Source organism: Acidovorax facilis, from assembly GCF_023913775.1.
Classification (GTDB): Bacteria; Pseudomonadota; Gammaproteobacteria; order Burkholderiales; family Burkholderiaceae_C; genus Acidovorax; species Acidovorax facilis.
Window position 1 is genome coordinate 26,175 of the sequence record NZ_JAMXAX010000005.1, and the last position, 12,979, is coordinate 39,153.

General features: G+C 64.8%; 14 protein-coding genes. 7 read left to right on the plus strand and 7 right to left on the minus strand.

Translation table 11 applies throughout. From position 1 onward, the window contains the following. The first annotated feature begins 19 nt into the window (after positions 1-19). The 7 genes from NFX52_RS03125 to NFX52_RS03155 all read left to right on the plus strand — a co-directional run bounded on the left by NFX52_RS03125 (position 20) and on the right by NFX52_RS03155 (position 6,333). A complete protein-coding gene (locus tag NFX52_RS03125) occupies positions 20-910 on the plus strand; it encodes a phytanoyl-CoA dioxygenase family protein (RefSeq protein WP_055394080.1) in 891 nt (296 codons plus the stop codon). A gap of 39 nt (positions 911-949) precedes the next feature. Next, positions 950-1,558, plus strand: coding sequence for a HutD/Ves family protein (locus NFX52_RS03130; RefSeq protein WP_055394078.1), 609 nt, complete (start codon positions 950-952; stop codon positions 1,556-1,558). Positions 1,559-1,647: 89 nt separating this feature from the next. Beyond that, complete coding sequence (gene hutI, locus NFX52_RS03135) at positions 1,648-2,931, plus strand: imidazolonepropionase (protein ID WP_055394076.1); 1,284 nt, start codon at positions 1,648-1,650, stop codon at positions 2,929-2,931. Then, positions 2,928-3,767 (plus strand): alpha/beta fold hydrolase, encoded by an 840-nt coding sequence (locus tag NFX52_RS03140; protein WP_055394074.1) that lies wholly within the window; start codon positions 2,928-2,930, stop codon positions 3,765-3,767. The genes hutI and NFX52_RS03140 overlap by 4 nt, the downstream gene beginning before the upstream one ends. Before the next feature lie 3 nt (positions 3,768-3,770). Further along, entirely contained in the window at positions 3,771-5,153 is a 1,383-nt protein-coding gene (locus NFX52_RS03145; protein WP_055394072.1) for a formimidoylglutamate deiminase, read from the plus strand. Between the two features lie 21 nt (positions 5,154-5,174). Then, the gene (gene hutG, locus NFX52_RS03150; RefSeq protein ID WP_055394070.1) at positions 5,175-5,993 is read left to right on the plus strand and encodes an N-formylglutamate deformylase; all 819 of its coding nucleotides are present in this window, start codon (positions 5,175-5,177) and stop codon (positions 5,991-5,993) included. Positions 5,994-6,123: 130 nt separating this feature from the next. Next, entirely contained in the window at positions 6,124-6,333 is a 210-nt protein-coding gene (locus NFX52_RS03155; protein ID WP_055394068.1) for a hypothetical protein, read from the plus strand. A 60-nt stretch (positions 6,334-6,393) separates the two neighbouring features. Here the strand turns inward: NFX52_RS03155 and asd are convergent, their stop codons facing one another. The 7 genes from asd to NFX52_RS03190 form a co-directional block, all read right to left on the minus strand. Next, positions 6,394-7,245, minus strand: a complete 852-nt coding sequence (asd, locus tag NFX52_RS03160; protein WP_055394066.1) for an archaetidylserine decarboxylase — start codon at positions 7,243-7,245, stop codon at positions 6,394-6,396. 62 nt (positions 7,246-7,307) lie between these two features. Continuing rightward, the gene (locus tag NFX52_RS03165) at positions 7,308-8,021 is read right to left on the minus strand and encodes an ABC transporter ATP-binding protein (RefSeq protein ID WP_055394064.1); all 714 of its coding nucleotides are present in this window, start codon (positions 8,019-8,021) and stop codon (positions 7,308-7,310) included. Between the two features lies 1 nt (position 8,022). Next, complete coding sequence (locus NFX52_RS03170) at positions 8,023-8,796, minus strand: ABC transporter ATP-binding protein (RefSeq protein ID WP_055394062.1); 774 nt, start codon at positions 8,794-8,796, stop codon at positions 8,023-8,025. Beyond that, entirely contained in the window at positions 8,789-9,787 is a 999-nt protein-coding gene (locus NFX52_RS03175) for a branched-chain amino acid ABC transporter permease (RefSeq protein WP_055394060.1), read from the minus strand. The genes NFX52_RS03170 and NFX52_RS03175 overlap by 8 nt, the downstream gene beginning before the upstream one ends. A gap of 73 nt (positions 9,788-9,860) precedes the next feature. After that, entirely contained in the window at positions 9,861-10,724 is an 864-nt protein-coding gene (locus NFX52_RS03180; protein WP_055394231.1) for a branched-chain amino acid ABC transporter permease, read from the minus strand. Positions 10,725-10,745: 21 nt separating this feature from the next. Beyond that, positions 10,746-11,387 carry a LysE family translocator gene (locus NFX52_RS03185; protein ID WP_055394059.1) on the minus strand — a complete coding sequence of 214 codons (642 nt, stop codon included), beginning with the start codon at positions 11,385-11,387 and terminating at the stop codon, positions 10,746-10,748. Between the two features lie 155 nt (positions 11,388-11,542). Further along, positions 11,543-12,730 (minus strand): ABC transporter substrate-binding protein, encoded by a 1,188-nt coding sequence (locus NFX52_RS03190; protein WP_055394056.1) that lies wholly within the window; start codon positions 12,728-12,730, stop codon positions 11,543-11,545. Positions 12,731-12,979 lie beyond the last annotated feature (249 nt).

A 12,979-nucleotide genomic window follows, 5' to 3' on the forward strand; every position in this document is an offset into this window, starting at 1 on the left:
AATCAAGGAGACAACCCCGATGCCCCAGCCTTCATCTGCCTTGGACACACCCTTGCCAGCACGCTTTCAGCAGCGCTTGCAGGAGCGCCTGACCGCAGACGACATTGCGCGTTTTGACCGCGACGGCGCCATCTGCATCAAGCAGTTGCTCACGCGCGATGAGGTGGCACTGCTGCGCGATGGCATCGATGCCAACCTGGCCGCGCCCAGCCCGCGCGCCAAAGTGGCCAGCCGGCCGGATGACCCGGGCCGCTTCTTCGAGGACTTCTGCAACTGGCAGGACATCCCGCAGTTTGGCCGCTTTGTGCGCGAGACACCGCTGGCGCTGGCTGCGCAGCGCCTGATGCAGTCGCGCACCGTGCGGCTGTACCACGACCATGTGCTGGTGAAGGAGCCGGGAACCCGCCAGCGCACGCCCTGGCACCAGGACCAGCCTTACTACAACATCGACGGCACGCAGAACATCAGCATGTGGATACCGGTGGACCCGGTGTCGCGTGCGGCCACGCTGGAGTTTGTGGCGGGTTCACACAAGGGCCCATGGCTCATGCCGCGCACCTTCATGGACAACCAGGCGAAGTGGTTCCCCGAAGGCAGCCTGCAGGACCTGCCCAACGTTGAGGCCGACCGCGATTCCTTCCCTATCGTGGGCTGGGAAATCGAGCCCGGTGACGTGGTGTGTTTCCACATGCTCACGCTGCATGCCGCCGGTGGGGTGGAGGGCAGCAACCGCCGCCGTGTGTTCTCGGTGCGCTTTCTGGGCGACGACACGCGCCATGCGCCCCGGCCGTGGAAGACCTCGCCCGAGTTTCCGGGCCTGGCCGACGAGTTGCCCGCTGGCGCGGAGATGGACCATCCGCTGTTCCCGCTGCTGGTGACGGGCGCGGGGCAGACTGCCGCATCATCCTGATTGATGAACACGACGACAACGACAACAACACCGATGGCAATGCATTTTTTTGACCTGGCCACCACGCCCAGCATGCCCTGGAAAAACGGCGGCGGCAGCACGCAGGAGCTGGCCTGCTGGCCCCCCGGCGCGGACATGAACAGCTTTGAGTGGCGCGTGAGCCTGGCCACGGTGGACCGGCCCGGTCCGTTCTCGGTCTTCCCGGCCATCGACCGGCAGATCATGCTGCTGGGCGGCGATGGCCTGCACCTGCGCAGCACTGGCTGGGAGCACCTGCTGGAGCAGCGCTGGCAGCCGTTTGCGTTTTCGGGTGACGACGCAGTGGATGGCGCCATGCTGGGCGGCACGTCCAAGGACTTCAACCTCATGCAGCGGCGGGGCCTGTGGCAGGGCCCGCTGCAGGTGGTGAGCGATGCGCAGTCTCCCGACAGCACGCCTGCGGGCCTGTGCCTGGTGCTGCAGGGCGATTGGCAGTGGGTGGCGCCGGGCGCCGGGCCGCGTGCGCTGGCTACAGGACAGGGCTTTTGGTGGGCAGGCGAGGGCGGTGCAACGCCGGGCCGACTGGAGCCGCTGCATGCGGGGGCCGACGCCGATGCGCCCGCACTGGTCTGGATCGCCTTGCAGCGCGGTGCAGTCCCAAAAATTTGAATAAAAATGGCCGCCACCGCATGATAGATAAGCGCTGGTAGCTATTATTTGTATAGCATACAACACGGAGCCCACGGGTGGGCAGGCAGATGCAAAACAAGGACAACCCCAGTCACCCCAATGGATGGGCCGCCAGCCAGAACGCCGATGGCGTGTGGCAGAACCTGAAACCCGCGCCCGGCCTGTGGGTGGCCGATGTGCCCGTGCCCGAGGGCCAGCCCGCCTGCGTGGTGGTGCAGCAAGGCCAGATGGCCTGGGTGGGGCCCGAGGCGCAGTTGCCTGCCTCCTACCAGGCATTGCCGCGCCATAATGCGCGGGGCGCGCTCGCCACCCCCGGGCTGGTGGACTGCCACACGCACCTGGTCTATGGTGGCCAGCGTGCCAACGAGTTCGCCATGCGCCTGGCCGGTGCCACCTATGAAGAAGTGGCCAAGGCGGGTGGTGGCATTGTGTCGTCGGTGAAGGCCACGCGCGTTGCCACCGAAGACGAACTCTTTGACCAGGCTGCGCCGCGCCTGCAGGCCCTGATGGCCGAAGGCGTATGCGCCGTCGAGATCAAGTCCGGCTACGGCCTGGCCTTGGAGCACGAACGCAAGCAATTGCGCGTGGCCCGCCGTCTGGGCGAGGCGTTTGGCGTGACGGTGCGCACCACCTTTTTGGGCGCACACGCGCTGCCGCCCGAGTACGCAGGCCGTAGCCAAGCCTATGTCGATCTAGTCTGCAAGGAGATGCTGCCCGCGCTGGCCGCCGAGGGCCTGGTGGATGCGGTGGATGTGTTCTGCGAACGCATCGCCTTCACGCTGGCCGAGACAAGCCAAGTCTTCCAGGCTGCGCAAAAGCTGGGCATCCCCGTCAAACTGCACGCCGAGCAGCTGTCGGACATGGGCGGAGCGGCGCTGGCCGCGCGTTACGGTGCACTGTCGTGCGACCACATCGAGCACCTGTCGGCCGATGGCATCGCCGCCATGAAGGCCGCTGGCACCGTGGCCGTGCTGCTGCCCGGTGCCTACTACACGCTGCGTGACACGCATTTACCGCCCATCGCGCAGCTGCGCGCAGCGGGCGTGCCCATGGCCGTCTCCACCGACCACAACCCGGGCACCTCGCCCGCGCTGAGCCTGCTGCTGATGGTCAACATGGCCTGCACCTTGTTCCGTCTGACGGTGCCCGAGGCGCTGGCAGGCATCACCACCCACGCCGCACACGCGCTGGGCTTGCAAGATTCCCACGGCCTCATCGCATCTGGCAGGCCCGCCAATTTTGTGCTGTGGCCTGTGGGCGAGGCGGCCGAGCTGGCCTACTGGCTGGGCCAAAAGCCCGACTGCACCATCGTGCGACAAGGGCGTATTGCAAGGGCAAGGAGTGAGGCATGAGCATGGCTGTGTCGGAACTGCGCTTGGGCCCCATGCCCGGGCGCCAGCAAGGGCAGGGGGCGCCCGTGCTGCTGGTGCACGGTGCGTTGGCCGATGCGCGGATGTGGTCGGCCCACCAGATCCATCTGGCTGCGCGCTGGAACACACTGGCCGTCACGCTGCGCTACTTTGGTACGGAGGCTTGGCCCGACGATGGCCCGCCCTTTGGGCTGGCCACGCATCTGGACGACCTCGTGCAGGCCATCGACGCATGGGGCCAGGGCCCGGTGCATCTGGTGGCCTGGTCGTATTCAGCACATGCCGCTTTGTACATGGCGCGGCACCACGCCACGCGGCTGCGCAGCGTGTTCGTGTACGAGCCAGGCTTTCCTACCTATCTGCAGGAGCCGGAAGCGCTGGCACGCTTTCAGGCCGATGCACAGCTCATGTACGGCCCGTTGGCCGAGGCCGTGTTGCGGAGTGATTTGGCCGCTGCTACCCGCATCCTCATGGATGCCTCGGGCCAGTCGCCGGGGTACTTTGACCGCCAGCCTGCAGAGCGGCGCGCCGTGCAACTGGACAACGCGCACACGCTGCCGCGCATCATGTCGCAGACGCCGCCGCTGCCGCTGTCTGCCACCGACCTGGCGGCCATCACGCTGCCTGTGTGTATTGCCCAGGGCGGTGACACACGCCCCGTCTTTGGCGAAGTCGCCAGCGCTGCGGCGCGTGCCGTGCCGCAGGCGCGCCATCTGGTGGTGCCTCAGGCCACCCATATGTGGCCTGACGAGGCGCCGCAGGCTTTTTGCGAAGCACTGGAAGCCTTCTGGCGCAGCGCCTACCCTTCTGGAGCGTGATCAATGAATGAGCTGTTTGCCCCGAACGCCCTGCTGCCCACCGGCTGGGCGCGCAATGTACTGCTGCAATGGGATGAGGCTGGGCGCCTTTGCACCGTCGCACCGGATGCCGTTGTGCCACAGGGCACTCCCGTGGCCCCAGGGCCTGTGCTGCCTGGTATGCCCAACCTGCATTCGCACGCCTTCCAGCGCGCGTTTGCGGGCCTCACCGAGTACAGGGGGGAAAGTCAGGACAGCTTCTGGAGCTGGCGCAACCTGATGTACCGCTTTGCCGCACGCATCACGCCCGAGTCTCTGGAGGCCATCGCCACCTGGCTGTATGTGGAGATGCTGGAGGCAGGCTACACGTCGGTGTGCGAGTTCCATTACGTGCACCACGACCAGGATGGCACACCGTATGCCGACGATGCCACGCTGTCGCAGGCATTGCTGCGCGCAGCGCGCAACGCGGGCATGGGCATCACGCTGCTGCCGGTGCTGTACCAGACCAGCGGGTTTGGCGCCAAGCCGCCGCGTGCAGACCAGGCCCGGTTCATCCGCAGCACGGATAACATGCTCTCATTATTGGAGCGGATCACGCCCGCTGCACAGGCGCAAGGGGCTGTTTTGGGTCTTGCACCGCACTCGCTGCGTGCGGTGCCGCCCGACAGCCTGGCCGCTGCTGTGCAGGGCCTCACGGCGCTCAGCCCCGAGGCCCCTATCCACATCCACATTGCTGAGCAGACGCAGGAGGTGGATGACTGCATTGCCTGGAGCGGCCAGCGCCCTGTGCAGTGGCTGCTGGAGCACGCGCCGGTGGATGAGCGCTGGTGCCTGGTGCATGCCACGCACATGACGCCGCAGGAATACGCCGATGCTGCCCGCACGGGTGCTGTGGCTGGCATCTGCCCCACCACGGAAGCCAACCTGGGCGACGGCATCTTCGACATGCCGCTGTGGCTGCAGCACGGCGGCCGTTGGGGCGTGGGCTCTGACAGCCATGCCTGCGTGAACGCGGCCGAGGAACTGCTGATGCTCGAATACGGCCAGCGCCTGTCGCTGCGCCAGCGCAATGTGCTGGCCAATGCAGCGCAGCCCGAGGTTGCGACGGCCATGACCTTGCAGGCCGTTGCAGGCGGGTCGCAGGCCGCAGGGCGCGCCATTGGCGGCATCGCGGTGGGGCAGCAGGCCGACCTGGTGGCGCTCGATGCGCAGCATGTGGCGCTGCGCGATCTGCCCGCGCACAGCATGCTGTCGGCCCATGTGTTTGGCAGCCACCGCACCTCCGCCATTGACAGTGTGTGGGTGGCGGGCCAGCGGCGCATCGCTGCTGGACGGCACGCACTGCACGGTGATGCTGCCCATGCGTTTGTGACCGCGCGTTCCGCCACCATCGCGCCAGATTGAACCCATACCTTTGGATTTGTGATGACTGATACCTCTCCACCACCTTATGTTCTCTACCCCGGTACCGCACCGCTGCTGGTGTCCATGCCCCACGCGGGCACCTATGTGCCCCCGGCGCTGGCGGCCCGCTTTACCGACGAGGCCCGCCAGGTGCCCGATACCGACTGGCACATGGAGCGGCTGTATGGCTTTGCCAAAGACTTGGGTGCCTCTGTTCTTGTGGCCACGCATTCGCGGTATGTGGTCGATCTGAACCGCCCGCCCGACGGCACCAGCCTGTACCCCGGCCAGAGCGTCACCGGCCTGTGCCCGGTCGATACCTTTGATGACACGCCCATCTACGCCCAAGGGGGTGTGCCGGATGATGCTGAGGTGGCGGCGCGGCGCGATGCGGTGTGGGTGCCATACCATGCACAACTGCGTGCCGAGCTGGACCGCATCAGGGCCCGGCATGGCGTGGCGGTGCTGTGGGATGCGCATTCCATCCGCTCTGTGCTGCCGCGCTTTTTTGAGGGCAAGCTGCCCGACCTGAACCTGGGCACGGCCAATGGCGAAAGCTGCAACCCCGCCCTGGCGCAAGAACTGCTGTCGATTGCACAACAAGCCACTGGCTACACCGCCGTACTCAACGGCCGTTTCAAGGGCGGGCACATCACACGCCACTACGGCCAGCCAGAGCAAGGCGTGCATGCCATCCAGCTGGAAATGACACAGTGCAGCTACATGCAGGAGGCCTTGCCATTTGACTATCTGCCGGAGGTTGCGGCGCGCGTCCAGCCCCATCTGCAGCGCATGTTGACTGCGGCGCTGGCCTTCGCCACGTCAGCATCAAAGGCTTGAGCTTGCTCAAGCTTGTGAGCTAACCCTCTCACTGTTGATGGGGGTTCGGTGCTACCATGGTTCAGCGGTCGGCACCAGGCCGCTGAGGGGGTTCCCTGTTGACCCACTCAAGCGGAAGGAGCCGCACCCCATGGATCCAACCGCCTATTACTACATGCCCCATTTCAAGCCTGGCGCTTCCGTCCAGTGGAAGCAGCAGCGCGAAACGGTCAGCCATGTGGTCATCCGCCGCAATGCGCTGATGATCTACTTGGTGGGCAATGACACTGCGGTGCACCCCGACACCCTGCAACTGGCCCCCACCGCGTTTCAGCTGACGCGTGTCCCGGACCGGATCTGACGGGCTGGTGCACAGGGCAGGGTGCTTACCACCCTTTGCCTGTCGCAAGGCTGCGGTCGCTCAGACCGCCCCGCGCTGTGCCATGGCCTCGCCCAGCTGAATCGCCCGCATCGGAGCCCACTGCGGGTTGAATTGCAATGGCCCCTGGGGAAACAACATCACCACCGTGGAGCCGAGCAGGAAGCGGCCCATTTCTTCACCCTGCTGCAGGCTGACCTGGCCTTTGGCGTAGTCCCACTGCCGCAGCGTGCCCGTGCGTGGCGGGTTGACCTGCCCGTGCCACACGGTGGCCATGCTGCCCACGATGGTGGCGCCCACCAGCACCAGCACAAAGGGCCCCTGGGCCGACTCAAAAAAGCACACCACGCGTTCATTGCGCGCGAACAGGCCGGGCACACCTCGTGCCGTGGTCGGGTTCACCGAAAACAGATCGCCCGGCACATGCACCATGCGCGTCAGCTCGCCCGCGCAGGGCATGTGGATGCGGTGGTAGTCGCGCGGGCTCAGGTACAGCGTGGCGAAGTGGCCGTTGTCAAAACGGGCTGCTGCTTCCGCATCGCCGCCCACCAAGGCGGTTGTGGAGTAGGTGTGCCCCTTGGCCTGGAAAATCTGGTCCTTCGCGATGGGGCCAAACTGGCTGATGGCGCCATCCACGGGGCAGATCAGGTCTGCCGCCGCCAGCGGGCGGGCCCCGGGTTTCAACGCACGCGTGAAGAAGTCGTTGAACGATGCGTAGCTGGTGATGTCGGGGTTGGCGGCCTCGGCCATGTTGACGTTGTAGCGGGCCACAAAGCGGCGGATCACCGAGGTGGTCAGTCCGCCCAACTGGGCCGACGCAAATTTGCCAGCCAGGGTGGTCAGTGCCTGCTTGGGCAGGAGGTATTGCGGCAGAACTGCCAGGCGATCGGACACGGGCGAACCCCTCGAAGACGAAAGCGGACGATTCTATCGGCGGGGCGCCATCGGCCGCATTCTCATACCCCGAGGTACTGGTCCAGCAGTTGCGGCTGCGCGTGCAATGCGTCGGAGCTGCCCTCGAACACCACCTGGCCCTTGACCAGGATGATGTTGCGGTCGGTGATCTGCGTGACGTGTTTCCAGTTTTTGTCCACGATGACGCTGCTGATGCCGCTGTCCTTGATCAGGCTGCAGATGCGCCAGATCTCGCGGGCGATCAGCGGGGCCAGGCCTTCGGTGGCCTCGTCGAGGATGAGCACATCCGGGTTGGTCATCAGCGCGCGGCCAATGGTCAGCATCTGCTGCTCGCCCCCGCTGAGCTGCTGGCCGCCGTGGCCGAGGCGCTCCTTCAGGCGCGGGAAGGTCTCCAGCACACGCTCGTAGGTCCAGTCGCGCTGGCCGCGTGTGCCGGCGCGCGCGGCCATCTGCAGGTTCTCGACCACGCTCAGGTTGCCAAAGATGCCACGGCCTTCCGGCACGTACGCGATGCCCAGGCGCGCCACCTCATAGGGTGGCTTGCCCGTCATATCGCGGCCCGCCACGGCCACGCTGCCAGAGCGGGGCTTGATCAGGCCCATCAGGGACTTGAGCAGGGTGCTCTTGCCCATGCCGTTGCGGCCCATGAGGCCGATGGTTTCGCCCTGGCCCACGGTGAAATCAATGCCGTGCAGGATGTGGCTGCTGCCGTAGAAGGTGTGGATGCCCTTGGCATCGATCCATGGAGTGGTCATCTCAGTGGTCCTCTCCGAGGTAGGCCGCCTGCACGGTGGCATCGGCGCGCACCTCGGGCGGTGTGCCATGCGCAATCACCTCGCCGTTGACCATCACCGTGAGACGGTCAGCCAGCGCAAACACGGCATCCATATCGTGCTCCACCAGCATGATGGCGTGGGCGGGTTTGAGGCGCTGCAGCAGCTCGACCATGCGTTCCGCTTCGGCCACGCCCATGCCCGCCAGGGGCTCGTCGAGCAGCAGCACCTGGGGCTCCGTGGCCAAGGTCATGGCGATCTCCAACTGGCGCTGCTCGCCGTGGCTCATGGCGCCGGCAATCGCCATGCGCCGGTCTTTCAAGCCAGAAAGCTCAATAGCGCTTTCCAGGCGGGCGTTGGTAGCGCTGTTTTTGATAGTGTTTGCACGTGTGTCCTGCCACCAGCGCAGCGGGTTCCAGGGCTGCTGCGCATCGCGCGACTGCGCGGCCAGGCGCACGTTTTCATGCACTGTGAGCGGCAAAAAGATGTTGGTTTTTTGGTAGCTGCGCCCCAGGCCCTGGCGCGAGATGCGTTCGGGCGCCCAGCCGGTCACATCGGTGCTGCCAAGTTGCACTTGGCCCGCGCTCGGTGGAAGGTCGCCCGAGAGCAGGTTGGTCAGTGTGGACTTGCCCGCGCCGTTGGGGCCGATCACGGCATGGATCTGACCACGCCACAGGTCCAACGATACGCCGTTGACAGCGGCCAGGCCTCCGAAGCGTTTGGTGAGCTGGCGGGCCGAGAGCAGAGCATCAGCCATGGTGAGAATCCTCCTGCGCCTTGGCGGCCCGGCGCTGCCCCAGCATGCCCAGCAGCCCACGCGGCGCTGCCACCACCACCAGCACGATAAAACCGCCCATCAGCAGCTGCCAGTGTTTGGTGATGTCCTTGAACACATGCAGGAGATACTCAAAGGCAAAGGCGCCCACGATGGCCCCGGCAAAATTGCCCATGCCACCCAGGATGATCATCATGATGGCGTGGGCGCTCATGTGAAAGCCCATCAGCTCCGGGTTCACATAGCCTGTCTGCGCGCCCCACAGGTAGCCTGCCAGCCCGGCAAGCGCACCTGCCACGGTGAACGCGGTGAGTTTGTAGCCGCGCGTGCCAAAACCCATGGCGCGCATGCGATGTTCGTTGATGCGAATGCCCGACAGGGCTCGGCCCAGCGGGCTCCAGAGCAGGCGGCGCAGCAGCACGTAAACCAAGATCACCAGCGCCAGCGTGAAGTAGTAGAAGGTCTTTCGGCCTTCAAGGTCGAACGGCAGCCAGCCAAAGATGGAGGCGTCGGGCCGGAAATTGATGTACAGCCCGTCCGATCCGCCCAGCACCTTGTTGTCGAAGAACAGATAGAACACCATCTGTGCGAACGCCATGGTGACCATGATGAAGTAGATGCCGTGCGTGCGCACCACGAAGAAGCCGATGACCAGCGCCACCAGCCCGGCACCCGCCACCGCCAGGGGCAGCGACCACCAGAGGCTCACCGGCGTATCGGCGGGTGTGAGAAAGGCGAGGGCATAGCCCGCCACCCCAAAGTAGGCGGCGTGGCCCAGCGACACCAGGCCAGTCACGCCCTGCAGCAGATCCAGGCTCATTGCGAAGATGGCCATGATCATCATGCGTGTGACCATCTGCACGTAGAAATCACTGCCGACGACCGGGAACAGCAGCAGCGCAGCCAGCCCCAGTGCCAGCGCGAATTGCACGCTGCGCGGCAACACTTCGATATGGGCGCGGGGGGTGCTCATAGGGGGGCGCCGGGCTGTGAAGCTTGTATGGCGTGGGAAGAGCGCGAAGTGACAGTGGCAAGCATCGGGGTCATCATTGTTTGAACAGGCCTTCGGGTTTCCACAGCAGCACGGCCGCCATCAGCATGTAGACCAGCATTCCGGCCATCGATGGCAGCAACACCTTGCCAAAGGTGTCCACCAGCCCCACAAGCAGGGCCGAGATCAGGGCGCCACGCACGGAACCTATGCCGCCGATCACCACCACCACAAAACACATGATGAGAACGGACGAGCCCATGTTGGGATAGACGCTGGATACCGGCGCGGCCACCATGCCCGCGACGGCCGCCAGGCCCACGCCCAGCGCAAAGACGATGGCGTGGATCAGCTTGATGTTCACCCCCAGCGATTCGGCCATGTCGCGGTTGAAGGCGCCTGCGCGGATCTTCATGCCCAGCCGCGTTTTGGAGATCAGCAGGTACAGGCCCAGCGCCAGCGCCATGCAGACGCCGGAGATGAACAGCCGGTAGACCGGGTAGGAAAGGGTGTCGGTGAGCGGAATGGACCAGTCCAGCATCGCTGGAATCGGGACGCCGTGCACGTCGTCCCCCCAGAGGATGGAGCGCAGTTCCTCAAAGATGTAGATGAGGCCGAAGGTCAGCAGCACCTGGTCCAGGTGGTCGCGGTGGTAGAAGTGGCGAAACAGCAGCCACTCCAGCGCCAGGCCAAACAACACGGCCAGCCCGGCGCCCCCCAGGATGGCCAGCGTGAGGCTGCCAAAGTGGCCCGACAGCGAATAGCCCAGGTAAGCCCCCAGCATGTAAAAGCTGCCGTGCGCCAGATTCACCACCCCCATGATTCCGAAAATCAGCGTGAGGCCGGCGGCCAGCATGAACAGCAGCAGCCCGTACTGCACGCTGTTGAGCAACTGGATCAGGAAAGTGGCGAAGTCCATGGTGGGCAAACAGACAGGGGATCAGGTAGCGCGGCGTGTCGCCAGCAAAAGGGTGCCCATCAACGTGAACAGGCCGCCCGAAATGCGGTTGAACCAGCGCATGCGTGCGCCAGAGCGCAAAACGGGTGCCAGCCGTGCTACACCCAGTGCACACAGCGTGAGAACCGTGAATTCAAAAGCCACAAAGGTGCTTGCCAGCACGGCAAACTGCGGTGCCCATGCGGCGGTCGGGTCCAGAAACTGGGGGAAGAACGCCGTGAAGAACAGCAGGGCCTTGGGGTTGCTGCCGCCCACGATCAGACCCTGGATGTAGAGCTTGCGCGCAGGCACCACGGCCTTGGTCTGCGTGCTGTTTGCGGGCATCTCGTCGAACACCGTTGTCTGGCTGCGAAACGTCTTGATGCCAAGCCAGATCAGATACGCCGCGCCGGCAGCCTTGAGCACCCAGAAGGCGGTTTCCGATGCCGCCAGCAATGCGCCAAGGCCCAGGGCCGAAAGCAACATGGTGCCCAGCACTGCCGTCACGCTGCCTGCAGCAGCGGCGAGGGCCTTGCGCGGGCCGTGCTGCAGAGAATTGGTCATGCACATGAGCATCGTCGGGCCGGGCGAAAGAACCAGCAGGGCCACTGCGGCAAGGTAGAGCAGGTAGGTACTGAGCGACATAGGATTGGGTGGAAGGCAAGGTGGCCGCAAAGTCCGGGCGCACAGCAGACAGGCCTGCCATGGCGGCAGTCCATCAATGTATTGTGTCAAAGCTGCGGGGCGGACCGGACCCGAAGTCCAGCACGCGCCGTGCCCCGGGCAGTGGGGTGAGCGCGTCAGCCCATGCGGCAGCCGGCACCGCTGTCGGCCAGGGCCTTGGCGGCAATGCCAATCACCTTGTTTTCCTTGTTCTCGACGCGGCGCAGGTAGATGTCCTGCACGGGGTTGTGTGCCTTGCTCATCGTCCACTTGCCGCGCGGGCTGTCGATGGTGGCGCTTTCCATCGCCTTGATGATGGCAGCCTTGGCGGACAGGTCGCCCTTGACGGCGTTGGCGCCCTGCACCAGCAGAAGGCCGGTGTCGTAGCCCTGTACCGCGTACACATCGGGCTGGCTGCGGAAGGCCTTGGCGTATTCCAGGCGGAATTGCTTGTTGCGCGGTGTGTCCAGCGAGTCGCTGTAGTGCATGGTCGTGATGATGCCTTCGGCAGCGGGGCCGGCAGCGTCCAGCACGCCTTCGGTGAGGAAGCCCGAGCCGTACAGCGGAATCTTGTCCTTGAGGCCTGCGGCCGCATAGTCCTTGATGAACTTGGCAGCACCGCCGCCCGCGAAGAAGCAGGCCACGGCGTCGGGCTTGAGAGCGGCGATTTCGGTCAGCAGCGCCTGGAATTCCACGTTGGGGAAGGGCAGACCCAGTTCCTTCACGATGGTGCCGCCGGCTGCAGTGTAGCTTTGCTTGAAGCCTTCGAAGGCTTCGTCCCCTGCCGCGTATTTCCAGGTGATCCACACAGCCTTCTTGTGGCCCTTTTCGACCATGGCTTTGCCCAGGGCCAGCGTGGGCTGGGAATTGCTGAACGAAGTACGGAAAACGTTGGGGGCACACAGTGCGCGCGTGGCGGCATGCACGCCGGCGTTGGGAATCAGGTTGAGAACCCCCGTATCGCGCGCCACCTTCTGAATGCCCATCTGCACACCTGAATGCACGGTGCCAATCAGCACATCCACCTTGTCGCGCTGCACCAGCTTGCTCGCGTTCTCGACACCCTTGCTGGGCTCGGACTCGTCGTCCACCTTGAACCATTCGATCTCGCGACCGCCGAGCTTGCCACCCTGCTGGTCTATGGCCAGGCGCACGCCGTTTTCGATGGCGACCCCCAGTTGTGCAAAGGTACCGGTGTAGGGCAGCATGAAGCCCACGCGCACCTTGCCGCTTTGCGCACGCACGATGGAGGGCAGCAACAGCCCTGTAGATGCGGCGCCCACGAGGGCGGCGCTACGGCTGATGACGAGGCGGCGGGTGGTCATTGGACTTGTCTCCTTTGTTTAGGCTTAAAGTAATTTACTGCAAGCATTCGGTGGTGAATACCTATGGGTTACCCGTACCGTTGGGCAAGGGGCTCCCGCATTGCGAGGTGCCCGAGGACTGCAACCGGGCCCGGCGGCAGAGGCTCGCCGATGATGGGTTTACCAAGGGCTGCTTGACGGACATAGAACCAAGTTCATGAATTAAAGTGCAGTTTTGTGCTTTTTGTGCAGTATAGATCGTGTGATTTT

Coding starts and splice junctions, on each gene's coding strand:
- NFX52_RS03180 (WP_055394231.1), bottom strand. CDS start 10,724: ATGGACTTCGCCACTTTCCTGATCCAGTTGCTCAACAGCGTGCAGTAC.
- NFX52_RS03165 (WP_055394064.1), bottom strand. CDS start 8,021: ATGACCACTCCATGGATCGATGCCAAGGGCATCCACACCTTCTACGGC.
- NFX52_RS03190 (WP_055394056.1), bottom strand. CDS start 12,730: ATGACCACCCGCCGCCTCGTCATCAGCCGTAGCGCCGCCCTCGTGGGC.
- NFX52_RS03145 (WP_055394072.1), top strand. CDS start 3,771: ATGAATGAGCTGTTTGCCCCGAACGCCCTGCTGCCCACCGGCTGGGCG.
- NFX52_RS03175 (WP_055394060.1), bottom strand. CDS start 9,787: ATGAGCACCCCCCGCGCCCATATCGAAGTGTTGCCGCGCAGCGTGCAA.
- hutI (WP_055394076.1), top strand. CDS start 1,648: ATGCAAAACAAGGACAACCCCAGTCACCCCAATGGATGGGCCGCCAGC.
- NFX52_RS03125 (WP_055394080.1), top strand. CDS start 20: ATGCCCCAGCCTTCATCTGCCTTGGACACACCCTTGCCAGCACGCTTT.
- NFX52_RS03170 (WP_055394062.1), bottom strand. CDS start 8,796: ATGGCTGATGCTCTGCTCTCGGCCCGCCAGCTCACCAAACGCTTCGGA.
- NFX52_RS03155 (WP_055394068.1), top strand. CDS start 6,124: ATGGATCCAACCGCCTATTACTACATGCCCCATTTCAAGCCTGGCGCT.
- NFX52_RS03185 (WP_055394059.1), bottom strand. CDS start 11,387: ATGTCGCTCAGTACCTACCTGCTCTACCTTGCCGCAGTGGCCCTGCTG.
- hutG (WP_055394070.1), top strand. CDS start 5,175: ATGACTGATACCTCTCCACCACCTTATGTTCTCTACCCCGGTACCGCA.
- NFX52_RS03130 (WP_055394078.1), top strand. CDS start 950: ATGCATTTTTTTGACCTGGCCACCACGCCCAGCATGCCCTGGAAAAAC.
- NFX52_RS03140 (WP_055394074.1), top strand. CDS start 2,928: ATGAGCATGGCTGTGTCGGAACTGCGCTTGGGCCCCATGCCCGGGCGC.